21 protein-coding genes are annotated in these 25,744 nt (G+C 78.9%); 10 read left to right on the forward strand and 11 right to left on the reverse strand.

Going from position 1 to position 25,744, the window contains the following annotated elements; genetic code table 11:
* The first annotated feature begins 23 nt into the window (after positions 1 to 23).
* Genes ACRYR7_RS07480 through ACRYR7_RS07490 form a run of 3 tightly spaced genes read left to right on the forward strand, consistent with a single transcriptional unit; the run spans position 24 to position 3,405 of the window.
* Positions 24 to 797 carry a carotenoid biosynthesis protein gene (locus ACRYR7_RS07480; protein WP_432571451.1) on the forward strand — a complete coding sequence of 258 codons (774 nt, stop codon included), beginning with the start codon at positions 24 to 26 and terminating at the stop codon, positions 795 to 797.
* Positions 794 to 1,930, forward strand: a complete 1,137-nt coding sequence (locus tag ACRYR7_RS07485) for a glycosyltransferase family 2 protein (RefSeq protein ID WP_432571452.1) — start codon at positions 794 to 796, stop codon at positions 1,928 to 1,930. Before ACRYR7_RS07480 ends, ACRYR7_RS07485 begins: the two co-directional genes overlap by 4 nt.
* Positions 1,927 to 3,405 (forward strand): phytoene desaturase family protein, encoded by a 1,479-nt coding sequence (locus ACRYR7_RS07490; protein ID WP_432571453.1) that lies wholly within the window; start codon positions 1,927 to 1,929, stop codon positions 3,403 to 3,405. Before ACRYR7_RS07485 ends, ACRYR7_RS07490 begins: the two co-directional genes overlap by 4 nt.
* Positions 3,406 to 3,450: 45 nt before the next feature.
* Here the strand turns inward: ACRYR7_RS07490 and ACRYR7_RS07495 are convergent, their stop codons facing one another.
* Positions 3,451 to 4,140: a CDP-alcohol phosphatidyltransferase family protein gene (locus ACRYR7_RS07495; RefSeq protein ID WP_432571454.1), complete on the reverse strand. Its 690-nt coding sequence runs from the start codon at positions 4,138 to 4,140 to the stop codon at positions 3,451 to 3,453.
* Positions 4,141 to 4,308: 168 nt separating this feature from the next.
* Between ACRYR7_RS07495 and ACRYR7_RS07500 the strand changes: the two genes are divergently transcribed.
* The 3 genes from ACRYR7_RS07500 to ACRYR7_RS07510 are packed head-to-tail and all read left to right on the forward strand — an operon-like array spanning position 4,309 to position 7,935.
* Positions 4,309 to 5,373 (forward strand): polyprenyl synthetase family protein, encoded by a 1,065-nt coding sequence (locus ACRYR7_RS07500; protein WP_432571472.1) that lies wholly within the window; start codon positions 4,309 to 4,311, stop codon positions 5,371 to 5,373.
* Positions 5,373 to 6,932, forward strand: a complete 1,560-nt coding sequence (crtI, locus tag ACRYR7_RS07505) for a phytoene desaturase family protein (protein ID WP_432571455.1) — start codon at positions 5,373 to 5,375, stop codon at positions 6,930 to 6,932. The genes ACRYR7_RS07500 and crtI overlap by 1 nt, the downstream gene beginning before the upstream one ends.
* 52 nt (positions 6,933 to 6,984) lie before the next feature.
* Complete coding sequence (locus tag ACRYR7_RS07510) at positions 6,985 to 7,935, forward strand: phytoene/squalene synthase family protein (protein ID WP_432571456.1); 951 nt, start codon at positions 6,985 to 6,987, stop codon at positions 7,933 to 7,935.
* A 71-nt stretch (positions 7,936 to 8,006) separates the two neighbouring features.
* On the opposite strand, the gene ACRYR7_RS07515 is transcribed toward ACRYR7_RS07510, so the two are convergent.
* Positions 8,007 to 8,399 carry an Rv2175c family DNA-binding protein gene (locus ACRYR7_RS07515; protein WP_432571457.1) on the reverse strand — a complete coding sequence of 131 codons (393 nt, stop codon included), beginning with the start codon at positions 8,397 to 8,399 and terminating at the stop codon, positions 8,007 to 8,009.
* A gap of 233 nt (positions 8,400 to 8,632) precedes the next feature.
* On the opposite strand from ACRYR7_RS07515, the gene ACRYR7_RS07520 reads away from it, so the two are divergent.
* Together ACRYR7_RS07520 and pknB are read left to right on the forward strand one after the other, a co-directional pair.
* Positions 8,633 to 9,817 (forward strand): lytic transglycosylase, encoded by a 1,185-nt coding sequence (locus ACRYR7_RS07520; RefSeq protein WP_432571458.1) that lies wholly within the window; start codon positions 8,633 to 8,635, stop codon positions 9,815 to 9,817.
* A 52-nt stretch (positions 9,818 to 9,869) separates the two neighbouring features.
* Positions 9,870 to 11,858 carry a Stk1 family PASTA domain-containing Ser/Thr kinase gene (gene pknB, locus ACRYR7_RS07525; protein WP_432571459.1) on the forward strand — a complete coding sequence of 663 codons (1,989 nt, stop codon included), beginning with the start codon at positions 9,870 to 9,872 and terminating at the stop codon, positions 11,856 to 11,858.
* Between the two features lie 41 nt (positions 11,859 to 11,899).
* Here pknB and ACRYR7_RS07530 read toward each other — a convergent pair whose 3' ends face one another.
* From ACRYR7_RS07530 to ACRYR7_RS07540, 3 genes are all read right to left on the reverse strand, one after another.
* On the reverse strand, positions 11,900 to 13,306 hold the full coding sequence (locus tag ACRYR7_RS07530) for a class II 3-deoxy-7-phosphoheptulonate synthase (RefSeq protein WP_432571460.1): 1,407 nt from the start codon (positions 13,304 to 13,306) through the stop codon (positions 11,900 to 11,902).
* Positions 13,307 to 13,445: 139 nt separating this feature from the next.
* Positions 13,446 to 14,531: a 6-phosphofructokinase gene (locus ACRYR7_RS07535; RefSeq protein WP_432571461.1), complete on the reverse strand. Its 1,086-nt coding sequence runs from the start codon at positions 14,529 to 14,531 to the stop codon at positions 13,446 to 13,448.
* A gap of 87 nt (positions 14,532 to 14,618) precedes the next feature.
* A complete protein-coding gene (locus ACRYR7_RS07540; protein ID WP_432571462.1) occupies positions 14,619 to 15,386 on the reverse strand; it encodes a lysophospholipid acyltransferase family protein in 768 nt (255 codons plus the stop codon).
* Between the two features lie 118 nt (positions 15,387 to 15,504).
* On the opposite strand from ACRYR7_RS07540, the gene ACRYR7_RS07545 reads away from it, so the two are divergent.
* Positions 15,505 to 16,149 (forward strand): hypothetical protein, encoded by a 645-nt coding sequence (locus tag ACRYR7_RS07545; RefSeq protein ID WP_432571463.1) that lies wholly within the window; start codon positions 15,505 to 15,507, stop codon positions 16,147 to 16,149.
* Positions 16,150 to 16,201: 52 nt separating this feature from the next.
* On the opposite strand, the gene ACRYR7_RS07550 is transcribed toward ACRYR7_RS07545, so the two are convergent.
* The 4 genes from ACRYR7_RS07550 to ACRYR7_RS07565 all read right to left on the reverse strand — a co-directional run bounded on the left by ACRYR7_RS07550 (position 16,202) and on the right by ACRYR7_RS07565 (position 19,842).
* Positions 16,202 to 16,978: an endonuclease/exonuclease/phosphatase family protein gene (locus tag ACRYR7_RS07550; protein ID WP_432571464.1), complete on the reverse strand. Its 777-nt coding sequence runs from the start codon at positions 16,976 to 16,978 to the stop codon at positions 16,202 to 16,204.
* 1 nt (position 16,979) lies between these two features.
* Positions 16,980 to 18,059, reverse strand: coding sequence for an ROK family glucokinase (locus ACRYR7_RS07555; protein WP_432571465.1), 1,080 nt, complete (start codon positions 18,057 to 18,059; stop codon positions 16,980 to 16,982).
* A 49-nt stretch (positions 18,060 to 18,108) separates the two neighbouring features.
* Complete coding sequence (locus ACRYR7_RS07560) at positions 18,109 to 19,122, reverse strand: ROK family glucokinase (RefSeq protein ID WP_432571466.1); 1,014 nt, start codon at positions 19,120 to 19,122, stop codon at positions 18,109 to 18,111.
* A 156-nt stretch (positions 19,123 to 19,278) separates the two neighbouring features.
* A complete protein-coding gene (locus ACRYR7_RS07565; protein WP_432571467.1) occupies positions 19,279 to 19,842 on the reverse strand; it encodes a hypothetical protein in 564 nt (187 codons plus the stop codon).
* 227 nt (positions 19,843 to 20,069) lie between these two features.
* On the opposite strand from ACRYR7_RS07565, the gene ACRYR7_RS07570 reads away from it, so the two are divergent.
* Positions 20,070 to 21,866, forward strand: a complete 1,797-nt coding sequence (locus ACRYR7_RS07570; protein WP_432571468.1) for an AMP-dependent synthetase/ligase — start codon at positions 20,070 to 20,072, stop codon at positions 21,864 to 21,866.
* A 1,318-nt stretch (positions 21,867 to 23,184) separates the two neighbouring features.
* On the opposite strand, the gene ACRYR7_RS07575 is transcribed toward ACRYR7_RS07570, so the two are convergent.
* Together ACRYR7_RS07575 and ACRYR7_RS07580 are read right to left on the reverse strand one after the other, a co-directional pair.
* Positions 23,185 to 24,429, reverse strand: coding sequence for a glycosyltransferase family 4 protein (locus ACRYR7_RS07575; RefSeq protein WP_432571469.1), 1,245 nt, complete (start codon positions 24,427 to 24,429; stop codon positions 23,185 to 23,187).
* Positions 24,426 to 25,589, reverse strand: coding sequence for a hypothetical protein (locus tag ACRYR7_RS07580; protein WP_432571470.1), 1,164 nt, complete (start codon positions 25,587 to 25,589; stop codon positions 24,426 to 24,428). Before ACRYR7_RS07580 ends, ACRYR7_RS07575 begins: the two co-directional genes overlap by 4 nt.
* Positions 25,590 to 25,744: the final 155 nt, after the last annotated feature.

Below are 25,744 nucleotides of genomic sequence, written 5' to 3' on the forward strand. Positions count from 1 at the left end.
GCGCCCCTCCCTACAGTGGCGAGGTGCTCTCCAGACTCGCGCCGGTCCTCGCCGGCGCGCTCACCGGCGCCGCGGTCCTGACGCAGGTGGCGCACCCGCTGCTGCGGGGCGAGGCGCTGCGGCGCACCACCATCGGCTCGGTGGGGGCGTTCTGCGCCGCCTCGGTCACCGACGCCGGGCGGCGCGGGGGCGTGCGCGGCGGTGCGACGGCGCTGGCGGTGGCCGGCGGGCTGGGGCTGGTGGCCGAGGCCGTGGGCACCCGCACCGGCCGGCCGTTCGGCCGCTACCGCTACGCGGGCACGCTGGGCCCGCAGGTGCTGGACGTGCCCGTGGTGGTGCCGCTGGCGTGGACGATGGTCGCCTGGCCCGCCGTGCAGCTGGGCCGCCGCCTCGCCCCGCGCGGGCGCGGGCACCACGCGGGGGCCGTCGCCGCGGCGGCGTGGACGCTGGCGAGCTGGGACCTGTTCCTGGACCCGCAGATGACGGCGGCGGGGCACTGGAGCTTCGAGTCCCCGCACCCGCACCTGCCGGGGCTGCCGGGCATCCCGCTGAGCAACTACGCCGGCTGGCTGCTGACCGCCACGGCCATCTGCGGCGTGCTGCACGCCGCGCTGCCGGAGGAGCGCGAGCGCGAGGTGCCGCAGGCGGTGCCGGCCTGGCTGCTGGGCTGGACGTGGCTGGGCTCCACCCTGGGCAACGCCGTCTTCTTCCGCCGCCCGGCGGCGGCGCTGTGGGGCGGGGCGGCGATGGGGCTGACGGTGGGTCCCTACCTGCGCTCGCTGCGGCGGCGGCCGTGAGCGGTGCCGGGCGGCGCGGGCCGCTGCGCCGGGGCCTGCGCGCGCTGACGTGGGCGGGCTCGGCCGCCGCGACGGCCCTGACCGCGCACTCGCTGCTGAACGCGCGGGCGCTGCGCACCCCCTCGCTGGAGCCGGCGCCGGTGGCCGGCCGGGTCAGCGTGCTGCTGCCGGTGCGCGACGAGGAGGAGCGCGCGGGCGCCTGCCTGGCGGCGCTGCTGGACCAGGTGGGGGTGCCCGAGCTGGAGGTGCTCGTGCTCGACGACGCCTCCACCGACGGCACCGCGCAGGTCGTGGCGGCCGCCGCGGCGGGCGACGCGCGGGTGCGGCTGCTGCGCGGGGACGGCCCGCCGCCGGGCTGGCTGGGCAAGGCGCACGCCTGCGCGCGGCTGGCGGAGGCGGCCACCGGCGAGGTGCTGGTGTTCGTCGACGCCGACGTGGTGCTGGCCCCGCACGCGCTGGCGGCCGGGGTGGAGCTGCTGCGCGGCACCGGCCTGGACCTGGTGTGCCCCTACCCGCGGCAGCTGGCGCACACGTGGAGCGAGCGGCTGGTGCAGCCGCTGCTGCAGTGGTCGTGGCTGACGACGCTGCCGCTGCGGGCCGCGGAGGTCTCCCCGCGCCCGTCGCTGTCGGCGGCCAACGGGCAGTTCCTGCTCGTGGACGCGGCCGCGTACCGGCGCGCCGGCGGGCACGGCGCGGTGCGCGGGCAGGTGCTCGACGACATCGCGCTGCTGCGGGCGGTGAAGGCCGCCGGCGGGCGCGGCGGCGTCGCGGACGGCACCGAGCTGGCCACCTGCCGGATGTACGAGAGCTGGCCGGCGCTGCGCGAGGGCTACGCGAAGTCGCTGTGGTCGGCGTTCGGCTCCGCCCCGGCGGCCGCCGCGGTGGCCGCGGGGCTGTCGGTGGCGTACGTGCTGCCGCCGCTGGCGGCGCTGGGCGGCTCGCGCGCGGGGGCGGTGGGCTACGTCGCGGCGGTGGTGGGCCGCTACGCCGCGGCCGAGCGCACCGGCGGCCGCTCGCTGCCGGACGCGCTGGGCCACCCGGCGTCGGTGCTGCTGCTGCTGGGGCTGCTGGCGGACTCGTGGGCGCGGCACCGCAGCGGCGCCCTGTCGTGGAAGGGGCGGGTGCTGCCGTGAGCCGGGTGGTGGTGGTCGGCGCGGGGCTGGGCGGGCTGTCGGCGGCGGCGCGGCTGGCGGCGCTGGGGCACGACGTGGTGGTGTGCGAGCAGGCGGACGAGGTCGGCGGCAAGCTCGGCTGGTACAGCCGCGAGGGCTTCTCCTTCGACACCGGCCCCTCGCTGCTGACGCTGCCGGCGGTGCAGCGCGACCTGTTCCTGAAGACGGGCGCGCCGGTCGAGTCGGTGCTGGACGTGGTGCCGCTGGACCCGGTGGCGCACTACCGCTTCGCCGACGGCACCGAGGTGGACCTGCCCGGCGGCGGGCTGCCGCGGGTGGCGGCGGCGCTGGACGAGGCGCTGGGCGCGGGCACCGGCGAGCAGTGGACGCGGTTCCTGCGCCGGGCGGCGGCGGTGTGGGACGTGGCGCGCGAGCCGTTCCTGGAGTCCCCGCTGGAGGGCCCGCGCACGCTGCTGCGCCTGGCGCGCAGCGGCTCGGACGTGCGCACGGTCGCGCCGTGGGCCTCGCTGCGCTCGCTGGGCCGGCAGTACCTGCACGACCCGCGGCTGCGGGTGCTGCTGGACCGCTACGCCACCTACTCCGGCTCGCACCCGGCCAAGGCGCCGGCGGCGCTGGCGACGGTGCCGTTCGTGGAGCAGTCCTTCGGCGCGTGGTACGTGCGCGGCGGGCTGCGCCGGCTGGCGGTGGCGGTGGAGGAGCGGGCCCGCGAGCGCGGGGCGCGGGTGCGCACGGGCGCGGCGGTGGAGCGGGTGCTGGTCACCGGCGGGCGCGCGTCCGGCGTGCGCCTGGAGGACGGCGAGGAGCTGCCCGCCGACGTGGTGGTCTCCGCCGTGGACGCCGCGCACCTGTACCGCGACCTGCTGCCGCGCCCGCGGCTGCGGCCCTCCCCGCGGCGGCGCTCCTCCTCGGGGTTCGTGCTGCTGCTGGCGCTGGAGGGGCGCACCCCGGGCCTGCGGCACCACACGGTGCTCTTCCCCGACGACTACGACGCGGAGTTCGCCGACCTGGCGGCGGGGCGGCCGGTGGCCGACCCGACGGTGTACGTCAGCGCGCCCGACGACCCGGCGCTGCGGCCCTCGGAGGACACCGAGGCGTGGTTCGTGCTGGTCAACGCGCCCGTGCACGACCCCGGAGGGCGCGCGCCGGGCGGCACGGACTGGACGGACGCGCACCTGGTGGAGGGGTACGCGCAGGCGGTGCTCGCGGCGATGGCCCGGCGCGGGCTGGACGTGCGCGAGCGGCTGCGCTGGAGCGTCGTGCGCACGCCGGCGGACCTGGAGCGCGACACCCGCAGCGACGGCGGGGCGATCTACGGCACCTCCAGCGACGGGGCGCGCTCGGCGTTCCTGCGCCCGGCGAACCGCTCGCCGGTGCCGGGGCTGTTCCTGGTGGGCGGCAGCGCCCACCCCGGCGGCGGGCTGCCGCTGGTGGGGCTGTCGGCGCGCATCGTCGCCGACCTCGTCGGCCCGGCCTGAGGCGCGCGGGCGCGGGACCGGGTGGGCGCGGTGCGGGCGCGGGGCCTACAGGCGCCGGCCCAGGGCGGTGGCCACCTGCACCAGCCCCACCGCCCCGAGCCCGGCCCAGGCCGCCGCGCCCAGCAGCGCCCACGGCGCCTGCCCGGGCGCGACCGCCGTGGCCGCCGCGCACGCCGCGGCCACGGCGATGCGCACCGGCCGCTCGGCGACGCTGACGACGCCGACGTCGCCCACGCCCAGGCCCTGGGCGCGGGCGCGCAGGTACTCCTGCAGCTGGGCCAGCCCGCCGGCCAGGGCCGCGAGCCAGGCGGGGGCGCCGCAGCCGAGCAGGACCAGGGCGCAGGCGGCGTCGCCGACGCGGTCGCAGCAGGCGTCCAGCAGGGCGCCGCGGTCGCTGGTGCGCCCGCGCAGCACCGCCACGGCGCCGTCGAGGTTGTCGAGCACGCCGCCGGCGGCGACGAGGGCGGCGACGGCCAGCGCCGGGGCGCCGCCGGCCCCGGCGGCCAGCGCCAGCCAGGCGGCCGCGGCGGCCAGCGCGGTGCCGGCCAGGGTGACCGCCGCGGGCGGCACGCGCGCGGCGGCCAGCGGCCGCGCCAGGGCGTGCGCGCCGCTCAGCCAGGCGCGCACCACGCCGGTGGCCGCGGTGCCGCCGTGCAGCTGCGACCAGCGGCGCAGGTACGCCTCGCGGTCCACCGGTGCGCCCTCCCGCGTTTGGCCGTCCCGGTCTGCGGGCACGGTGCTCACCGTAGGCCGCCGACCCGCCACGACCGGTCGCGGCCCCCGGGGAACCGGGCGTGCCCTGTCGCCCCGGCGTGGCGTGCTGCCTAGAGTGCTCCCGTGCCGCCCCCCTCCCCCGCGCCCACGACGGTCCCCGACCCCGCCCGCCGGGCCGCCGCGCTCGGCGTGCGCGACCGGGTGGAGACGGTCCTGAGCGGCTTCCTGGACGACCAGCGCCGGGTGCTGGGCGAGCTCGGCGACGACTGCGAGCCGCTGCTGGAGGCGGTGACGACGCTGCTGGCCGGCGGCAAGCGGCTGCGGCCGGCGTTCTGCTACTGGGGCTTCCGCGGCGCCGACGGCGGCACGCCGGACGGGTCGGAGGCGGGCGTGGTCACGGCGGCGGCGGCGCTGGAGCTGTTCCAGGCCGCGGCGCTGCTGCACGACGACGTCATGGACGACTCCGACACCCGCCGCGGCAAGCCGGCCGCGCACCGCTGGTTCGCGGGGCTGCACGCGGGCGCGGGCTGGTCGGGCAGCGCGGAGCGCTTCGGCCTGGCCGGGGCGGTGCTGGCCGGGGACCTGTGCCTGGCCTGGAGCGACGAGCTGTACCAGCGGGCCCCGCTGGAGGCGGAGGCGCTGCGCCGCGGCCGGCGGGTGTTCGAGACGATGCGCACCCAGCTCATGGGCGGGCAGTACCTGGACATGCTGGAGCAGGCCTCCTCCGAGCGGCTCGGTCCCGAGGGGGCGGTGGAGCGGGCCCGGCGGGTGGTGCGCTTCAAGAGCGCGAAGTACTCGGTGGAGCACCCGCTGCTGCTGGGGGCGACGCTGGCGGGGGCGCCGCCGGCGCTGCTGGCGGACCTGTCGCGCTTCGGCCTTGCCCTGGGCGAGGCGTTCCAGCTGCGCGACGACGTCCTGGGCGTGTTCGGCGACCCGGACGAGACGGGCAAGCCCGCCGGGGACGACCTGCGCGAGGGCAAGCGCACGGTGCTGGTGGCGCTGGCGGTGCAGGCCGCCTCCCCGGCGCAGGCGGCGGTGGTCTCGCAGCACCTGGGCGACCCGGCGCTGGACGCCGTCGGCGTGCAGCGCCTGCGGCAGGTGCTGGTGGACACCGGCGCCCTGGACGGGGTGGAGCGGATCATCACCGAGCAGGTGGACGTGGCGTGCAGCACCCTGGACGCCGCTGAGCTGACGGAACCGGCGCGCGCGGCGCTGCACGAGCTGGTCGTCGCGGCCACGAGCAGGAGGTCCTGATGACCGGGTTGACGCGTGCGCTGGACTGGCTGCCGGGGCGCACCCGGCGCGTGGAGGGCCGCACCGACTCCGTCGTGGTGGTCGGCGCGGGCCTGGCGGGGCTGTCGACGGCGATGCGGCTGGCCGCGGCCGGGCGCGAGGTGACCGTGCTGGAGCGCGAGGACGTGCCCGGCGGGCGCGCCGGGCTGTCCGTGAAGGACGTGCCGGGCGGGCAGTACCGCTTCGACACCGGCCCGTCGGTGCTGACGATGCCGGACCTGATCGCCGACTGCTTCGACGCGCTCGGCGAGGAGATGGACGACTGGCTGGACCTGCGCCCGGTGGACCCGCTGTACCGGGGCACGTTCGCGGACGGCTCGCGCCTGCAGGTCTCCGCCGACGTCGAGCGCACCGCGCAGGCGATCGGGGAGCTGTGCGGGCCGGCGGAGGCGGACGGCTACCGGCGCTTCGTCGCGCACGTCGGGGACCTGTACCGCTACGAGATCCGCGACTTCATCGACTCCAACATCGACACCCCGCTGGACCTGCTCAAGCCGAACCTGGTGCGGCTGCTGGCCGCCGGCGGGTTCCGCAAGATGGCCCCCGAGGTCGGCAAGTACCTCAAGGACCCGCGCACGCAGCGGATGTTCTCCTTCCAGGCGCTGTACGCGGGCCTGTCGCCCTACGACGCGCTGGCGCTGTACTCGGTCATCGCGTACATGGACACCGTGGCGGGGGTGTTCTTCCCCAGGGGCGGCATGCACGCCATCCCCACCGCGATGGCGGCGGCGGCGGAGAAGCACGGGGTGCGCTTCCACTACGGCACCGAGGTGGCGCGGGTGGAGCGCACGGGCCGGCGCGCCACGGGCGTGGTGACCACCGACGGGCGCCGCTTCGCCGCGGACGTGGTGGTGCTCAACCCGGACCTGCCGGTGGCGCACCGCGACCTGCTGGGCACCGACCCGTGGCGGGTGCGGCACCTGACGTACTCGCCGTCGTGCTACCTCATGCACGTGGGCTCCAGCGCGGACTACCCCGACCCGGTGCACCACTCCATCCACTTCGGCGCCGCGTGGGAGCAGGTCTTCGAGGAGCTGATCGACGGCCGCCTCATGAGCGACCCCTCGATCCTCGTCTCGCGCCCCACCGTCTCCGACCCGGGCCTGGCCCCGGCGGGCAAGCACGTCTACTACGTCCTCTTCCCCACGCCCTCGCTGGCGGCGGGGTCCTCCCCGATCGACTGGGACCGGGTGGGGCCGCGCTACCGCGAGCACGTGATGCAGGTGCTCGCCGAGCGCGGGTACCCGGGCTTCTCGGAGGCCGTGGAGGCCGAGGACGTCATCACGCCGGCGGACTGGGAGCGCCAGGGCATGGCGGCCGGCGCCCCGTTCGCCTCCTCGCACGCCTTCCGGCAGACCGGGCCGTTCCGCCCGGGCAACCTGTGGGGCGAGAACGTCGTGTTCGCCGGCTCGGGCACGCAGCCGGGCGTGGGGGTGCCGATGGTGCTCGTCTCCGGCCGCCTGGCGGCCGAGCGGGTCACCGGCCCGGACCCCTCCTACCGCTCGCGCGCGTGGCGCTGAGCGCCGGCACCCGGGCTCACGGCGCCGGCGCGCGCCTGGCACGATCCGCGCCGTGAGCACCCGGGACCTCGACGCCGCCACCCGCACCGACCCGCAGCTGGCGGACCCGCAGCTGCGCGCGGCGTTCGAGCTGTGCCGCGGCCTGCACGCCGAGCACGGCAAGACGTACTACCTGGCGACGCTGCTGCTGCCACCGGCCAAGCGCCCGTACGTGTGGGCGCTGTACGGCTTCGCCCGCTACGCCGACGAGTTCGTCGACTCCCTGACCGACCCGGACCCCGACGCGCTGGTGGAGTGGGGCGACGCCTTCCTGGCGGGCCTGGGCTCCCCCGAGGGGCCCGCGGACCCGGTGGGACGGGCGATGGCCGCCACGATGCGCCGCTGGGACATCCCCCGGGCGCACGTGGAGGCGTTCCTGACCTCGATGCGCATGGACATCACCGAGACCGGCTACGCCACCTACGAGGACCTGCGCCGGTACGTGTACGGCTCCGCGGCGGTCATCGGCCTGCAGATGCTGCCGGTGCTGGAGCCGGTGGTGGCGGGCGCGGAGGGGCCGGCGCGGGCGCTGGGCGAGGCGTTCCAGCTGTCGAACTTCATCCGCGACGTCGGCGAGGACCTCGACCGCGGGCGGGTGTACCTGCCGCAGGAGGACCTCGACGCCTTCGGCGTCACGCGCGAGGACCTGCTGGCCGGGCGCCGCAGCGGCACCACGCCGCAGCCGGTGCGCGAGCTGCTGGCGTTCGAGGTGGCCCGCACCCGCGAGCTGTACGCGCAGGCCGAGCCGGGCATCGCGATGGTGCACCCCACCAGCCGCGACTGCCTGCGCACCGCGTACGAGCTGTACGGCGGCATCCTGGGCGCGGTGGAGGCCGTGGACCACGACGTGCTCGGCCGGCGGGTGCGGGTGGGGCTGCCGCGGCGGCTGGCCGTGGCGCTGCCGGGGCTGGGCCGCGCGCGGCTGGCCCGGCGCCGCGAGGCGCGCTGGCGCTCGGCGGCCTGAGCCGGGACCGGCCCCCGGGCCGCGCGGGCGCGGGGGGGCGGTCCGGCGGGTGCGTCGGTCCGGCGGGTGCGTCAGAAGGACATCGCCTGCGCGCGGCGGCGCACCTCGGTCTTGCGGTTGGCCTTCAGCGCGTCGATGGGGGTGCCCGGCAGCGTGTCGTCGGGGGTGTAGAGCCAGCGGATCGCCTCGACGTCGCTGAAGCGGGAGTCGGCCAGCACCGACAGGGTGCCGCGCAGGTGGTGCAGCGGCCCCTCGGCGGTGACGAACGCCGCGGGGATCGAGGCCACCGAGCGCTCGCCGCGCCGGACGGCGACCAGCTCGCGCTCCTGCAACCAGCGCCGCACGGTGCGCAGGTCCACGCCGGCGACCTCCGCGGCGTCGGGCACGGTGAGCCACTCGGGGACGAGGGCGTCCAGTTCGTCGCCCTGCTCGCGGGCGATCTCTGCTCTCAGCGGTGCGACCACGCCCCAAGCCTGCCACCTCGCGGCGACACGGGCGCGCACCTCCCACACCGCGCGGGCGCGGTGATCCATCGTTGGGCGCGGTGCGCCCGGCGCTCTCCGGTAGGTTGCGAGGCGCCGGGGCCCCGGCACCGCACCACCGGCAGCACCGGCAGCACCGGCAGCACCCCCGGCACGAGCACCACCAGCACCGCCGGACGGGCCCGGCACAGCGACGACCACGGGAGGACCCCCGCATGGCCGACCACGGCGACGACCCGACCAGCCCCGAGGAGCCCCGCCGCAGCCGCCGCTGGCTCGCCGCGGCCGCGCTGGTCGGTGCAGCGGGCCCCACCGCGGTCGTGCCCGCCGCCGCGGCGGCCACCGGCGCGCAGGCGCCGGCCGCCGCCCACGCCAGCGCCGCCACCGCCGCGGGCGCGCAGGACGGCGAGCAGGTCGTCACCGTCCGCCGCGGGGACACCGTCAGCGGGATCGCCGTGCGCACGGGCAGCACCGTGGCCGCGATCGTGCGCGCCAACGGGCTGAGCGCCGACGCGGCCGTCGTGGAGGGCCAGCGGCTGCGCGTGCCCGCCGCCGGCGCGGACGAGGAGCCCGCCCCGGCGCCCGCCGAGCACACCGTCGTCGCCGGCGAGACGCTCTCCTCGATCGCCGCGGAGCGCGGCACCACCGTCGCGGCGCTGCGCGAGGCCAACGGCCTGGACGCGCGCGGGTTCATCCGCGCCGGCCAGGTGCTCAAGCTGAGCGCCACCACCGGCGGCGCGGGCGCCGCCGCCCGGCGCGCCGAGCCCGGCACCTACCGGGTCCGCCCCGGCGACACCCTCTCGGGCATCGCCGCCAGCACCGGCACCACGGTGGCCACCCTGGTGGAGCTCAACGGCCTGGACCGCACCGGCTTCATCGTCGAGGGCCAGGAGCTGGTGCTGGCCCCGGAGCCGGCGGCCACCCCGGCCGCGCCGCCCGCCACGGCGCAGGCCGGCTCGGTGCCGGCGGCCGTGCAGGCCAACCGCGCGCGCCTGGCCCGCGCCGACCTGCCCGGCCGCGACGAGATGCGCGAGATCATCCGCTCCACCGCCGTGCGCCTGGGCGTGGACCCGTCCCTGGCGCTGGCGATCGGCTACCAGGAGTCCGGCTTCAACATGGGCGTGGTCTCCCACGCCAACGCCATCGGCGCCATGCAGGTCATCCCCAGCTCCGGCGAGTGGGCCTCGGACCTGCTGGGCGAGGAGATCGACCTGTTCGACCCCCGCGACAACGCCAAGGCCGGCGTGGTGATCCTGCGCACCCTGGTGGCCAGCAACCCGCCGGACGTGGCCATCGCCTCCTACTACCAGGGGCAGGCGTCGGTGCGCTCGCGCGGCATGTACGACGACACCCGCCGCTACGTGGCCAACGTGCAGACCCTGCAGGCCCGCTTCCGCTGACGCGCGCGGCGGTCACGGGCCCGGGCGCGGGCTCTGCCTAGACTCGCTGACCGTGGACGCCACCCTCTCCGACCCGCTCGTCGGGCGCGTGCTGGACGGGCGCTACCGCGTGCTGGGCCGCCTGGGCCGCGGCGGCATGGGGATCGTCTACCGCGCCGAGGACCTGCGGCTGGACCGCGAGGTGGCGCTGAAGGTGCTGCGCGCCGACCTCGCGCACGACCCGGTGGCGCGCCAGCGCTTCGTGCGCGAGGCGAAGTCCGCCGCGCGGCTGGCGCACCCGGGCGTGGTCTCGGTGCTCGACCAGGGCGTCGACCACGACGAGGACGGCGGCGCGGAGACCGCCTACCTGGTGATGGAGCTGGTCAACGGGCGCACCCTGCGCGACGTCGTGCACGAGAAGGGCCTGCTCAGCGTCGGCGAGGCCCTGGACGTGACCGCCGCCGTCCTGGACGCGCTGGCGGAGGCGCACCGCAAGGGGCTGCTGCACCGGGACGTGAAGACCGGCAACGTGCTCGTCGGCGACGACGGGCGCGTGAAGGTCGGCGACTTCGGGCTGGCGCGCTCGGCCGGGCCCACCCACGCCAGCACCGCCGCCACCGGCGCGGAGCTGCTGGGCACCGCCGAGTACCTGGCCCCCGAGCAGGTCTCGCGCGGCATCGCCGACGCGCGCAGCGACGTCTACGGCGTCGGGGTGCTGCTGTTCGAGGTGCTCACCGGTGCGCCGCCCTTCACCGGCGACACGCCCCTGCGGGTGGCGTACCAGCACGTCTACGACGACCGCCCCGTGCCCTCCTCGGTGGTGCCGGGGATCCCGCCGGCCGTGGACCGGCTGGTGCTGGAGGCCCTGGCCAAGGACCCCGACGACCGCCCCCACGACGCCGGCGCGATGCTGGCGCGGGTGCGCGAGGTGCGCGCGGGGCTGACGCCCGAGGAGCTGTCCTCGCGCGGGCGCCGCGTGGGCGGGGCGGGCTCCGACGGCTCCACCGTCCGCCTGGACCTGGCGGACGGCGCCGGCGGGACCGTCGCCGCGGTCGCCGCCGCCGCGCCGGGCGCGGTCCCCGGCACCGACGCCGACACGGACGCCGAGGGCGCCGGTGGTGACGGGGCGGCCGCCGCCCGGGCCGCGGACCGCGGGCGCCGCGGCCGCCGGGGGCGGCGCGGGGTGCTGGCGATGGTGCTGACCCTGGCGGTGCTCGCCGTGGCCGCGGGCGTGGCGTGGTGGTCCATGGCCGGCCCCGGCGCCTTCACCACCACCCCCGACGTCGCCGGCCGCTCCCCCGAGCAGGCCGTGCAGCGGCTGCGCGCGGACGGGTTCGCCGTCCAGCGCCGCGAGGGCTTCAGCGACACCGTCCCGCAGGGGCAGGTCGTGGGCACCGACCCCGCGGCCGGGCAGCGGGTGCGCAAGGACGGCACCGTCACCGTCGTCGTCAGCGCGGGCGTGGAGCACTTCGCGGTGCCCGAGCTGGCCGGGCGCGAGCGCGCCGAGGCCGAGCGGGCGCTGGTGGACACCGGCCTGGCCGTCGGCGCGGTCGGCGAGGAGTGGAGCGAGGACGTGCCGCAGGGGCGGGTGGTCCGCTCCGACCCGGCCGCGGCCGCCTCCGTGCCGCACGACTCGCCCGTGAACCTCGTCGTCTCCCGGGGCCGCGAGCCGATCACCGTGCCCGACGTGGTCGGCGCGACGCTGGAGCAGGCGCGCGCCCGCGTCCGCGAGGCGGGGCTGGTGGTGGCCGGGGAGCCGGTGCAGCGCAGCAGCGAGACGGTGCCCGCCGGGTCGGTGGTCTCGCAGAACCCGGCCGACGGCACGCTGTTCCGCGGCGACGCCGTGCGGCTCGTCGTCTCCAGCGGCCCGCCGCTGGTGCGCGTGCCGGACGGGCTGCAGGGCCGGCGCGTGGACGAGGTGCGCGCGGCGCTGGAGGAGCTGGGCTTCGCGGTGCGCGTGGAGAACGTGCTCGGCGGCATCTTCGGCACCGTGCGCTCGGTCGAGCCGGGCTCGGGGCAGTCCGTGCCCAAGGGCTCCACGATCACGCTGACCGTGGTGTGAGCCGGCCGCCGCCCGTGCGGGCGGCGGCCGGCCCGGCGTCCTCAGCGCTGCGCCAGCATCTCCGCGACCAGGAAGGCCAGCTCCAGGGACTGCTGGTGGTTCAGCCGCGGGTCGCACAGCGACTCGTAGCGGGTCGCGAGCGCCTCGTCGTCGATGTCGAGGGCGCCGCCGAGGCACTCGGTGACGTCGTCGCCGGTGAGCTCGACGTGCAGGCCGCCGGGCACGGTGCCCAGCGCGCGGTGCACCTCGAAGAAGCCGCGGACCTCGTCCACGACGTCGTCGAAGCGGCGCGTCTTGTACCCGCTCGTGGAGGTGATCGTGTTGCCGTGCATCGGGTCGCACACCCACGTCACCTCGGCGCCGGCCCGCGTGACGCCCTCCACCAGCGCCGGCAGGGCCTCGCGGATCGTGCCGGCGCCCATGCGGGTGATGAACGTCAGCCGGCCCGGCTCGCGGTAGGGGTCGACCTTGTCGACCAGCGCGAGCGCGTCGTCCACGGACGTCTTCGGGCCCAGCTTGATCCCCACGGGGTTGCGGATGCGCGAGGCGAAGTCGACGTGGGCGCCGTCGAGCTGGCGGGTGCGCTCCCCGATCCAGACCATGTGCGCGGAGACGTCGTACGGGCCGCCCTGGCGCACGTCGCGCACGGGCGAGCCCCCGGCCAGCGGCGGCTCCTCGTCCAGCGTGCGCGTCAGGGGCCGCTCGTAGTCGAGCAGCAGCGCCTCGTGGCTGGAGAAGAACTGCACGGTCTGCAGCGCGTCGAAGTCCGCACCGCAGGCGATCATGAACTTCATCGCCTTGTCGATGTCGCGCGCCAGCGCCTCGTAGCGGGCGTTGGCGGCGGTCGCGGCGAACCCGCGGTTCCACTCGTGGACCTTGCGCAGGTCGGCGTAGCCGCCGGTGGTGAACGCGCGGATGAGGTTCAGCGTCGCCGAGGACGTGTGGTACGCCCGCAGCAGCCGCTGCGGGTCCGGGGTGCGGGACTGCTCGGTGAAGGCGTAGTCGTTGACGGCGTCGCCGCGGTACGCCGGCAGGGTCACGCCGTCGCGGGTCTCGTCGTTGCTGGAGCGCGGCTTGGAGAACTGCCCCGCCATCCGGCCGACCTTGACCACCGGCATGCTGGCGCCGTACGTCAGCACCGCGGACATCTGCAGCATCGTCTTCAGCCGGCGGCGGATGCCGTCGGCCGTCGCGCCGGCGAACGTCTCGGCGCAGTCCCCGCCCTGCAGCAGGAACGCCTCGCCGCGGGCGGCGGCGGCCAGCTGCGCGCGCAGCTGGTCCGCCTCCCCGGCGAACACCAGGGGGGGATACGAGGCGAGCTCCGCCTGCACCTCGGCCAGCGCGGCGGCGTCCGGCCACTGCGGCTGCTGGGCCGCGGGCAGGTCCGGCCACGCGATCGACGAGGCGCTGGTGGGGGCGGTGGGCGCGGTGCTCGTTCCGGTGCTCACGCGGGCCAGTCTCCCACCCCGCGGACCCTGCCGGGGACGCACCGGCGGGGTCCGCGGGACGGGCCGGCACGGGCGGGACGGGAGCAGCACGGGAGCGGGACGGGAGCGGGACGGGTGGGGCGCCGGCGCCCCCGCCGCCTCACCAGCGCAGGCCGGCGGTCTCCGCGCGCCGCTCGGGCGGCACCGTGCGCAGCACGCCGGTGGCCTCCGCCAGCGGCACCTGCACCACGTCCACCCCGCGCAGCGCCGCCATGGTGCCCAGGCGCCCCTGCGCCAGCGCTGTCACCGCCGACAGCCCGAAGCGGGTGGCCAGCACCCGGTCCGCCGCCGAGGGGGTGCCCCCGCGCAGCAGGTGCCCCAGCACCGTCAGGCGCATCGACACCCCCGGCAGCCGCCGCTCCAGCTCCCGCTGCAGCTGCTCGCCGGCGCCGCCGAGCTGCACGTGCCCGAACGCGTCGCGCTCGGCGGTGCGCACCGCCTGCTCGCCCAGCACCGGCGCCCCCTCGGACAGGACCACCAGCGGCGCCTCGCCGCGCTCGAGGACCTCGCGCAGCGTCGCGGCCACGGCGTCGAGGTCCACCGGCTCCTCGGGCAGGAGCGTGACGTGGGCGCCGGCCGCGGTGCCGGTGTGCAGCGCGATCCAGCCGGCGTGCCGGCCCATGACCTCCACGAGCATGGCGCGGTGGTGGGAGGCGCCGGTGGTGGCCAGCCGGTCGCACGCCTCCACGGCCGTCTGCACCGCGGTGTCGAAGCCGAAGGTGGCGTCGGTGGCGGACAGGTCGTCGTCGATGGTCTTAGGCGCGCCGACGACGGGCACGCCCGCCTCGTGCAGGGCCGTGGCCACCCCCAGGGTGTCCTCCCCGCCGACGGCCAGCAGCGCGTCCACGCCCAGGCGGGCCATCGCGGCGCGCACCCGCTCCACCCCGGCCTGCACGCCGTCGGCCAGCGGGTTGGTGCGGCTGGAGCCGAGCACCGTGCCGCCGCGGGTGAGCAGCGGGCGCACGTCCGCCTCGGTCAGCGGCACCGCGTCGCCCTCGAGCACCCCGCGCCAGCCGTCGCGGAAGCCGACGAAGCGCATCGCGTGCCGCTGGGTGCCGGCGAGCACCGCGGCGCGCAGCACCGCGTTGAGCCCGGGGCAGTCCCCGCCCCCCGTCAGCAGGCCGACGCACCACCCGCGCCCCGGCTCCGCCGCCCGCTCCGCCCCGCCCGCCGTCGTGCCGGTCATCGCGACCCCCTCGTCCGCCGGCCGGGAGGCCGGTCGTCACCAGCTGTGGCTCGGGTCACTCTGCCACCGCGGGGGCCGGGCGCGCGATCACTCCGGAGCGGCGGGTCCCGGCCCCGATCCCGAGCCCCGGCCCGGCGGTGCGGAGCGCCCGCCGGGACCGCGACCGCCGGCGGCCGGGGAGCCGGTCCCGGGCCGCCGGCGCGGGGCGTACCCGTCCACGTACTCCTGCCGCGACAGGCGCTGGATCGCGGCCATCACCTCGTCGGTCACCGAGCGCACGACGAACTGGTCGTCCGCGCGGCCGGCGTAGCGGGAGAAGTCCAGCGGCTCGCCGACGACGAGCCCCACCCGGCGCACCCGGGGCACCGCCCGCCCGGGGGGCATGAGCTCGTCGGTGCCCACCACCGCCACCGGCACCACGGGGGCGCCCGAGCGCAGCGCGATGCGCGCCACCCCGGTGCGGCCCCGGTACAGCCGCCCGTCCGGGGATCGGGTGCCCTCGGGGTAGACCCCGAACAGCTCCCCGCGCCCCAGCACCTCCAGGGCCGCGTCGATGGCCGCCGTGGAGGCGCTGCCCCCGCTGCGGTCCACCGGCAGCTGCCCGATGCCGCGCAGCAGCCGGCCGAAGAGCCGGCCGCGCACGCCCGGGCCGGTGAACATCTCCGCCTTGGCGATGTACGTCACGCGCCGGGGCAGCAGCGTCGAGAGCAGCACCGGGTCGGCCACCGACAGGTGGTTGCTGGCCAGCACGGCGGGCCCGGAGGCGGGCACGTTCTCCAGCCCCCGCACCCACGGCCGCAGCACCGGGCGCAGCACCGGCTCCGCGATGCCCCGCTTGATGAGCCAGTAGAGCACCGGGCCCCCTCCCCGCCGTCGCACCGCGGCGGGCGCCGCCGCCGCGGCGACCCTAGGGCATCGCGACCGGGCCCGCCGGACGCCTCGACCGGGCGCGGCGGGCGTGCCACGATGAGCTGTGCCTGCTGACCCGGACGACGGATCCGGTCGCCTCGACGTCGACGCGGCCTTCGCCGAGATCGTCGCGCGCTGGGACGACGAGGGCCCCGCCGACCGGACGGCCCCCGACGCGCCCGCCGGCGAGGCGCCCGGCGACGTGACCGGCGACGCGCCCCGCGACGCGCCCGGCGACGCCGCCCCCGGCGCGCACCGCGCCGGCCGGGGCGGCCCCGGCGCAGCGGGCCCGCACGAGGACGCCGGCACCACCGCGGCCCCCGGCCCCGCCGCACCCGCGCGCCCGGAGGGCCGCACGGTCCGGCCGGCGCGCCCGCTGCCGCCGGCCCCGCGCGAGGACGTCCCGCCCCCGGCGGCGCGCCGCTCCGGGCAGCCGCCCGAGCCGGCGGAGCTGGCCGACCTCGACGAGGGCGAGCGGTTCGTGCCCGCCGACCCCGCCCCCCTGCCGCGCGACCTGGTGGGCTGGGCCGCGTGGGCCGCGGTCGTCGGCGCCCCGGTGTTCCTGCTCGTCGTGGCCCTGGCCCGGCGGGAGGTGTCGGCGCTGGTGACGGCGATCACCGCGGCGGTCTTCGTCGCGGGGTTCGCGACCCTGGTGGTGCGCCTGCCCGGCTCGCGCGACGAGGACGACGACGACGGCGCGGTGGTCTGAGGACGCACCGCTCCGGTGAGCGCCGCCGGCTGGCGCCGGCCCGCGGGCGGGCTCAGGCGGCCGGCGGCACCAGCAGGTCCGCGACCACGGCGAGGTGGTCGGTGGCGTCGGCGGCGCGCGGCACCGGCGGGGTGCTCACGGCGGCGACGGCGAGGCGGGGGTCCACCAGCACCGCGTCGATGCGCCGGCGCGGCGCGCGCGCCGGGAACGTCGGGAACGTCGCCCCGGCCACCTCGGCGGCGTCGGCCAGGCCCCCGGGCGGACCGGTGCGCAGCACGCCGCGCGCGGGACCGTCCGGGCCCTCGTTGAGGTCGCCGGCCAGCACCAGCGGCGCACCGGCCCACGGCGCGCAGGGCCCCGCCGGGGCGGCGGCCGGCACGAGCAGCCCCGCGTGGTCCAGCCGCTCGCCCTCCTCCAGGCCCAGGTGCACGCTGCGCACCAGCACCTCGCACGACCAGGAGTCCCCCCGGGGCACCCGCACGACGGCCTCGGCGGTGCCGCGCCGGCGCACCGGTCGCCGACCGCGCCAGCGGGGGGTGGGCAGCGCCCGCACCGCCCCGGCGCGCACGTCCACCCGGGAGGCGGCCAGCACCGCCGTGCCCGCGCCGGCGCGGCCGGAGGCCACCACCCACAGGCCGGCGTCGGCGGCCAGGTCGCCCAGGCGGTGACCGGCCAGGGGGTGCGTGGGCACCTCCTGCAGGCACACCACGTCGGCCCCGGCGGCGCGCAGCACCTCGCGCAGCACCCGGCCGTCGTCGAGCAGCTCGCGCACGTTCACGGTCGCCACGCGCAGCCGCGCGCGCTCCCCGCCGGGGGCACCGACCTCCACGTCAGCCCCAGCCGCGGGACAGGTCCGCGGCCCCGACCAGGCCGGCCGCCGGTCCCAACCGGGCCCGCACCACCCGCAGCTCGGGGCGGAAACCGCGACCGGTCAGGGTGCGCCGGTACGCCTCGCGGCACGGCCCCAGCAGCAGCTCGTCGGCGTCGGAGACGCCGCCGCCGATGACCACGGTGCCCGGGTCCAGGGCCGCGGCCAGGTTGGCGACGCCCACCCCCAGCCAGCGCCCGACCTCCTCGAACAGCTCCACCGCCGCCGGGTCGCCCGCGCGCGCGGCCTGCGTCACCAGCGGGCCGGTGATCGCCTCCGGGTCGCCGCCGGCCAGCTCCAGCAGGGCGTGGGCCACCGGGGACGCCGACCGGGCCAGCTCGCGCGCCTCGCGCACCAGCGCGTTGCCGGAGGCGTACTGCTCCCAGCAGCCCCGGTTGCCGCACTCGCAGCGGTGCCCGCCGGGCACGACGACCATGTGGCCGAACTCCCCGGCCAGGCCGTAGCGCCCGCGCACCACCCGCCCCTGGGTGACGATGCCGCCGCCGATGCCGGTGCCCATCGTCACGCACAGCAGGCGGCTCTCGCCGCGCCCGGCGCCGAAGCGGTACTCCGCCCAGGCCGCGGCGTTGGCGTCGTTCTCCACCACGGTGCGCCGACCGACGCGCCGGCCCAGCCGGGCGCGCACCCGCCGCTCTACCGCCTCGCGCAGCGGCTCGTGGCGCCAGGCCAGGTGCGGGGCGAACAGGACCGTGGAGCGCTCGGCGTCGACGAAGCCGGCCGCGCCGATGCCCACCGAGACGATGTCGTGGGCGCCGGCGAGCTCCTCGACGACCTCGGCGATGGTGTCCTCCACCGCGCGCGGGCTGCGGGTGGGCGTCTCGCGCCGCAGCTGGGCCACCACGCGGCCCTCGCCGTCGACGACGCCCGCCAGCACCTTCGTGCCGCCGATGTCGACGCCGACGGCGGGGCCGTCGCCGATGAGCGCGCGCCGGGTCTGCTGGCGCAACCGCTGCTGCAGCGCCGCGCGGCGCGGGTCCGGCGGGCGCCGCCGCCGCGGCTGGCTCGAGCGGGGTGCGGCCATCAGCGTCCTGTCCTCGCGTGCGTGCGGTCGGTGCTCGGGCGGTGCGGGCTCAGTCGAGGCGCGCGAGGTCCGCGGCGCCGATGATCCCGGCGGCGTTGCCGCGGCGGGCGGCGCGCAGGGGCGGCGGGCGGCGGTGGCTGCGCCCGGAGAGGTTCTCGGCCAGGCTCGCGCGCGCCGGCGCCAGCAGCAGCTCCCCCGCGCTGGACACGCCGCCGCCGATGACGACGACGTCGGGGTCCAGCACGGCCACGAAGCTGGCCACCGCCTCGCCCAGCCAGCGGCCCACCTCGGCCAGCAGCCGGGCGGAGGCCAGGTCGCCCTCCTGCGCCAGCCGCGTCACCGTGGGCCCGTCGACGGCCTCGGGGTCGCCGCCGGCCGCGCGCAGCAGCCGCTCGGCGGAGGGGTCGCCCGAGCGCAGCAGGTCGCGGGCCTCGCGCACCAGCGCGTTGCCGGAGACGTACTGCTCCCAGCAGCCGAGGTTGCCGCAGCCGCAGGCGCGCCCGCCGGGCACGGCCCGCACGTGGCCCAGCTCGGCGGCCGCGCCGTTCGCGCCGCGCTGCAGGACCCCGCCGGAGACGATGCCGCCACCCAGGCCGGTGCCCAGCGTGAGCATGAGCAGGTCGTCCACCGGCCGGCCCTGCTCGTCCAGGCCGCCGCCGAAGCGGTACTCGGCCCAGGCGGCGGCGTTGGCGTCGTTCTCGACGACGACGCGCCGGCCCAGCCGCGGCTCCAGCCGCGCGCGCAGCGGCTCGTCGCGCCAGGCGAGGTTGGGCGCGAAGACGATCGAGGAGCGGGCGGCGTCCACGAAGCCGGCCGCGGCGACGCCGACGGGCCCGAACTCGTGCGTGGTGGCCAGCTCCGCGATCGCGTCGGCCACGGCCTCGGCGATGGCGTCGGGGTGGGAGGCGGGGGTCTCCCGCCGGGTCTGGGCGACGATCTCGCCGCGGTGGTCGACCACGCCGGCACCGATCTTGGTGCCGCCGATGTCGACGCCGATGGCGTTGCCGGGGACCCCGGCGGCCGTCGCGGGGTCGTGTACCGCCGTCGTGCGCTGATCCGCCATGCCCGTCCCGGAACCCCCTGCGACGCGTGCCCCGGCGTGGGGCGGTCGCGCGGCGCGCGACCGCCAGGAGGTTAGAGCATCGGCGCCCGCCGGCCCCGGTCGGTGTGCGTCCCCGCGCGGCGCGCCCCCGCCGCTCCCGCGCCGCGCCGCCCGCGCTCAACCGGCGAGCAGCCCCAGGACGGTCATCGCCAGCAGCAGCAGCAGCGTCAGCGCCAGGCCCCCGCCGACGGCGACGGCGACCTTGGCGCGCGGGGAGCCCAGGCCGCGCACGGGGGCGCCGGAGTCGGCCAGGGCGCGCAGCATCCGCTCGACCTCCTCCTCGCCGGGCCCGGCCTCCTCGCCGGGCCCGGCCATGTCCACCGCGTCCGCCACGTCCACCGCGTCCACCGCGTCCGCGGGGCCCGCGGGGTCCGCGGTCTCCCCGGTGCTCCCGCGCCCGGGGCCGGGGGGCGCCGGGGCGGGGGCGGTTTCCGCCGGGGCGGGACCGGCCGCCAGCGGGGCGTGGCACAGCGAGCACCAGGCCTGCCCGGCCCGCACGCGCGCCGCGCACGACGGGCAGCGCTCCGGCGCGGCGGCGGCGGGGGCGGCGGGCTGCGCCGGGCGGGGCAGCCGGCTCACCGGCGGCCCCACCTCCACCGCGCCGAACGCCGCACCGGTGCGGGTGCTGCTGCGCGCGTCACGGCGGGCACCGCCCGCGGCCCCCTCCAGCGCCTCGTCCACCGCTCCCCCTCCTCCGGTCCGCCCCGCCCCGTCCCATCGGCCGCCGCGGCCGGCACCTGAAGCCGGGCGCCGGGCCGGTCGCCGCACCCGCCCGGGTGACGCGCGCGACGGCACCACCGGGGGCCGCGGCGGCCGCGGGTAGGGTCGGGGCGCCGCCGCACCAGCGGGCGGCCCGGACGCGGCCGGTGACGGCGTCGCCCCCGGAGCGACACCGAGGAGGAAGCCCCGTGCGGAGCAGCTGCGAGCCCCCGCTCGTCCCGCCCGCGACGGCCGGGAACCTCACCGACTGCGTCGTCGAGACGGCGCGCGAGGTCCCCCGGCACGTCAGCGTCAGCCGCAAGCAGCCCGACGGCACCTGGCGGGACGTCACCGCCGCCGAGTTCCTCGCCGACGTCGTCGCGGTGGCCAAGGGCCTGCTGGCCGCGGGCGTCGAGCCCGGCGACCGCGTCGCCCTGATGGCCCGCACCAGCTACGAGTGGACGCTGGTGGACGTGGCGGTCTGGTTCACCGGGGCCGTCACGGTGCCCGTGTACGAGACCTCCTCCACCGAGCAGGTGCGCTGGATCCTGTCCGACTCCGGCGCGGTGGCGTGCTTCGCGGAGACCACCGCCAACGCCGCGCGGGTGGCCGAGGTGCGCGAGCACCTGCCGCAGCTGCGGGACGTGTGGACGCTGGCGGGCGGGGCCCTGGACGAGCTGCGCGCCGCCGGCCGCGACACCGGCGACGAGGAGCTGGAGCGCCGCCGCGCGCTGGCGGGCCCGGGCGACCCCGCGACGATCATCTACACCTCCGGCACCACCGGCCGCCCCAAGGGCTGCGTGCTCACGCACGGCAACTTCCTGGACCTGGCCCGCAACGCCCGCGCGGCGATCCCGGAGGTGCTGCAGCGCCCCGACGCGGCCACGCTGCTCTTCATCCCGCTGGCGCACGTCTTCGCCCGGTTCATCGAGACGCTGTGCCTGGTGTGCCGCATCCGGGTGGGCCACACCCCCGACGCCAAGGACCTGCTGCCGGACCTGGCCGGCTTCCGGCCCACGTTCGTGCTGGCCGTGCCGCGGGTGTTCCAGAAGGTCTACAACGGCGCCGAGCAGCGCGCCGCCGCGGGCGGGAAGCTGCGCGCGGCGGTCTTCGAGCAGGCCTCGCGCACGGCCGTCGCCTACTCGCGCGCGCTGGACTCCGGGCGCGCGCCGCTGCCGCTGCGGGCGCGGCACGCGCTGTTCGACCGCCTCGTGTACGCCAAGCTGCGCGCCCTGCTGGGCGGGCGCGTGGAGCACGCCGTCTCCGGCGGGGCGCCGATGGGCGAGCACCTGGCGCACTTCTTCCGCGGCGCGGGCCTGGTCGTCCTGGAGGGCTACGGCCTGACGGAGACCACCGCCCCGCTGTGCGTGAACCGCCCCTCGCGCATCCGGATCGGCACCGTGGGGCTGCCGCTGCCGGGCACCGACGTCGCCGTCGCCGAGGACGGCGAGATCCTCTGCCGCGGCGTGGGCGTCTTCCGCGAGTACCGCGGGCGCGAGGACGCCACCGGCGAGGCGTTCGAGGACGGCTGGTTCCGCACCGGCGACCTGGGCGAGGTCCTGGACAGCGGCCACGTGCGCATCACGGGCCGCAAGAAGGAGATCATCGTCACCGCCAACGGCAAGAACGTGGTGCCCTCGACGCTGGAGGACCGGCTGCGCGCGCACCCGCTGGTCTCGCAGGCCGTCGTGGTCGGCGACCAGCGGCACTACGTGGGCTGCCTGCTCACCCTGGACGAGGAGGCGCTGCCCTCCTGGGGCGCCAACCACGGCCGCCCCGGCCTGGACGCGGTGCGCGCGCCCACCGACGAGGTCGTCCTGGCCGCGCTGCAGCAGGCCGTGGACGGCGCCAACGAGGCGGTCAGCCGGGCGGAGTCCATCCGCCGCTTCCGGGTGCTGCGCGACGACTTCACGATCGAGAACGGCTACCTGACGCCCTCGCAGAAGGTGAAGCGCGCGGAGGTGCTGCGCGACTTCGCCGGCGAGGTCGACGCGCTCTACGCGTGAGCGGCGAGGGGCCGGCGGCGGTGCGCCGGTGACGCGCCGGTGACGCGCCGCGACGGCGCGGTCCTGCTGGTGTGGTGGGCGCTGACGGCGCTGGCCACCCACAGCGTGGTGCGCTACCGCTGGTGGATCGTCGCCGGGTACCTGCTGGTAACGGCGGCGCTGGTGGCGCTGGCGCTGAGCGCCCGCGACGACCGCGGCGCCGCGCCGGCGCCCTCGCCGGGCCGGCGCGCCGCGGCCGGCGCCCTGGCGCTGGTGGCCGCCACGCACCTGCTGGTGGCCCCGTTCAGCTACCTGGACCCGGGCGGGCTGTGGGCGGTGCGCGCCGTGCTGGCGGGCGCGGCGCTGGCGGCCGGGGCGCTGCTGCTGCTCGCGCGCGGGACGGCGGCGGCCCTGCTGGTGGCGCTGGCGGGCGCTGCGGCGTCCTGCGCGCTGGTCGTGGTGGGCGACCCGGCCCCGCGCATCGACGTGTGGGTGATCCTGCAGCAGGCGGCTGACGGGCTGCTGCGCGGGGAGTCGATGTACGCGCAGGAGTGGACCGGCTCCCCCGGCATCACCGACGCCTTCGCCTACCTGCCGTGGACGGCGGTGCTCACCGCGCCGGGCCGGTGGCTGGCCGGGGACGTGCGCTGGGCCCTGGGGGTGCTGGTGGTGCTCTCGGCGCTGGCCGTGGCCGCGCTGGGCCGCTGGCGCCCGGCCGCGGTGGCGGCGGCGGCGCTGCTGCTGCTGGCGCCCGGCGGCAGCACCCTGCTGGAGCAGGCGTGGACCGAGCCGACCGTGCTGGCGGGGCTGGCCGGGTGGGCGCTGCTGGTGGGCCGCGGCGGGCGCGGGACGTGGTGGGCGGTGGTGCCGCTGGCCGTGGCGCTGGCCGCCAAGCAGCACGTGGTGGTGCTGCTGCCGCTGCTGGCGACCTGGCCGCGCTTCGGGCCGCGGCGCACGGCGGTGGCGGTGGGCGGCGCGGCGCTGCTGGTGGCGCCGTGGGCGCTGGGGCGCCCGGCGGACTTCCTGCACGACACGGTGCGCACGATGCTGGAGCTGCCGCCGCTGCGCTTCGCGGACACCCTCTACACGCTGGTCCTCAACGAGACGGGCGTGCGGCTGCCGTTCGCCGTCGTGGGCGTGCTGGTGGTGGCGGTGCTGGCGGCGGCCGTGGTGGCCCTGCACCGGCGGCCGGTGGGGCTGTCGGGGCTGCTGACGTGGTGCGCGAGCGTGCTGGTGGTCGTCAACGTCCTCAACAAGCAGGCCTTCTACAACCAGTTCTGGCTGGTGGGGGCGCTGCTGCTGCTGTCGGTGGCCGCGGCCGCGGGGGCCCGCCCGCCGCTCAGCGGGCCGGTGGCGCCGGCGCCCCGCTCGGACCCGCGCCCGGGTGCGCGCCCACCTCGTCGGCCACGTCGTCGCCGGCCAGCAGCGCCGCCAGCCGCTCCGCCTGCGCCGTCCAGCCCCAGCGCCGGCTGACCCACTCCCGGCCCGCGCGCCCCAGGGCCGCGGCCCGCTGCCGGTCGGCGAGCAGGCCGGCGACGCGGTCGGCCACGGCGGCCACGTCGCGGCCGTCGACGACGTGCCCGTTGACGCCGTCCAGGACCGCGTCGGGGGCGCCGCCGGAGTCGCCGGCCACCACGGGCAGCCCGCAGGCGGCGGCCTCCAGGTAGCAGATGCCCAGCGCCTCCGGCTCCAGGCCGCCCAGGCGGGTGCGGGTGGGCATGCAGAACACGTCCCCGGCGTCGTAGTGCGCCGGCGTCTGCGCCCAGGGCACCGCGCCGGTGAGCACGACGTGCCCGCGCAGGCCCAGCCGGTCCACCAGGCGCTCCACCGCGGGCCGGTGCGGGCCGTCGCCGACGATGAGCAGCGCCGCGCCGGGCACCCGGCGGCGCACCTCCGGCATGGCCCGCACCAGCACGTCCTGGCCCTTGCGCGCCACCAGGCGCGAGACGCACACCACGACGGGCCGCTCGCCCAGGCCGTGCCGGGCGCGCACCTCCCGCCCGCCGCAGCCGGGCCGGAAGACGTCGGCGTCGACGCCGGGGGTCAGCTGCCGCATGCGGGCGCGGGCGGCGGGGCTCAGGGGCCGCTCGATGCGCGAGCGGCACCACGGCCCCAGGTAGGTGAGGGTGTCGGTGCCCTCGCCGATGCGGTGCAGCGCGGCGCGCGAGCCGGGCAGGGTGGACCACCACACCTCGTGGCCGTGGGTGGTGGCCACGGCCCGGTGCACCCCGGCGCGGCGCAGCCCGGGCGCCAGCAGCCCCAGCGGCGCGGCGGCGCCGAACCAGACCCGGTCCGCGCCGTGCTCGCGCGCGGTGCGCCGCACCCGGCGGGCGACGGCAGGGGTGGGCACCAGCAGCGGGGAGGGGTCGCGCACCACGGTGATGCCGGCGGCGGCCAGCGCGGCGTCCACGGCGCCGTCGCCGCGCTGGGAGGCGGTGTGCACGACCACGCGCGCGGCCCCGGCCGCGCCGGGGCCGCCGCGGCGGGCGGTGGCGTCCGGCAGCAGGCGCACGACGGCGTGCACGAACGACTCGATGCCGCCGGTGCGCGGGGGGAAGTCGTTGGTGACGACCAGGGTGCTCACGGACCCCACCCCACCAGGCCGGCCGCGACGTCGGCGCGCCAGGTCCGCCGCACCTCGGCCCACCCGGTGCCCAGCGCCGCGCGGCAGGCGCGCTCCAGGCGCTGCTCGCGCGGGCCGGCGGCCTCGCCGCCGCGGCCGGGGGCGGCGGCCAGCCGCCGGTGCAGGGCGGTGACGGCGGGCGTGCCGGCGGTGCGGGCGGCGGAGGCCACCAGCGTCCAGGCGGCCGCGTAGGCGACCTGCAGGCGCTGCCCGGTGGCGTCGAAGTCCCCGTCGGCGGGCACGGCGGGCACCGCGCCGGCGGCGACGGCCTGCAGCAGGGGCGCGGCCAGCGCGGCCGCGGGCACGCCGAGGCCCAGGCGGGCGACGTGGTCGGCGTAGCCCTCGGCCAGCCAGCGCGGCACCGGCCGCAGCCCGTCGCCGGCCGGCGCGGCGGGCCGGGCGGTGGCGCGGGCGGCCACGTGGACGAGCTCGTGGGTCAGGGTGGCGGCGCGCCCGGCCGGGGTGAGGCGGGCGAACCGCTCGGCGACCAGGACGACGCGCACGCCGGCGGGGGCGCCGTCGGCCAGCGCGGCGTCCTCCCCGACGGCCACGGCGTCCAGCGCCGCGGCGCGGACGGGGTCGAGCCCGGCCAGGCGCGCGGCGTGCAGCGCCCGCGGCACGACGACGACGGCGGTGCCGCGCGGCCAGTCCGCCCCCCAGGCGGCGTCCACGCGCGCGGCGGCGGCGGGCAGGTCGGCGGCGGCCCCGGCGGCGACGTCCTCGGCGGCGCGGGCGGCGTCGGCGTCGATGCCGGCGTCGATGCCGGCGTCGATGCCGGCGTCGATGCCGGCGTCGATGCCGGCATCGCTCCCCGCGGCGTCGCCTGCGTCGCTCCCCGCGGCGTCGCGCCGGGGGCGCACCAGCAGCACGACGCCGCCGTCGACCCGCCGGGCGCCGACCTCGCCGAGGTCCCAGGGCTGGGGGGTGCCCCCGGTCGGCACCAGCGCCCAGGTGCCGCGCTCGCGCACCAGCGCGGCGCGCAGCCGGCCGGCGACCTCGCGGCCCTCCCCCTGCACCCGCACGCGCAGCCGGCCGCTCACCCGCGCACCGCCGGCGCCCTCCCCCGCCCCGCCCGTCCCCCCGGCGTCCCCGGTGTCCCCGGCGTCCTGCACGGCCTCCACGTCCACCGCCCACGCGGCCAGCCCGGCGGCCAGGGCGGCGGCGTCGGCGCGGCGGGGGGGGGGGGGGGGGGGGGGGGGGGGGGGGGGGGGGGGGGGGGGGGGGGGGGGGGGGGGGGGGGGGGGCGGGGGGCGGGGGGGGGGGGGGCGCGGCGGGC

It is taken from the genome of Kineococcus gurbantunggutensis (genome assembly GCF_050871925.1).
Classification (GTDB): domain Bacteria; phylum Actinomycetota; class Actinomycetes; order Actinomycetales; family Kineococcaceae; genus Kineococcus.

Excerpts from the sequence above, each read along its gene's own strand:
- ACRYR7_RS07535 (WP_432571461.1), bottom strand. The coding sequence starts at position 14,531 with ATGACCGGCACGACGGCGGGCGGGGCGGAGCGGGCGGCGGAGCCGGGG.
- ACRYR7_RS07555 (WP_432571465.1), bottom strand. The coding sequence starts at position 18,059 with ATGGCCGCACCCCGCTCGAGCCAGCCGCGGCGGCGGCGCCCGCCGGAC.
- ACRYR7_RS07520 (WP_432571458.1), top strand. The coding sequence starts at position 8,633 with ATGGCCGACCACGGCGACGACCCGACCAGCCCCGAGGAGCCCCGCCGC.
- crtI (WP_432571455.1), top strand. The coding sequence starts at position 5,373 with ATGACCGGGTTGACGCGTGCGCTGGACTGGCTGCCGGGGCGCACCCGG.
- ACRYR7_RS07560 (WP_432571466.1), bottom strand. The coding sequence starts at position 19,122 with ATGGCGGATCAGCGCACGACGGCGGTACACGACCCCGCGACGGCCGCC.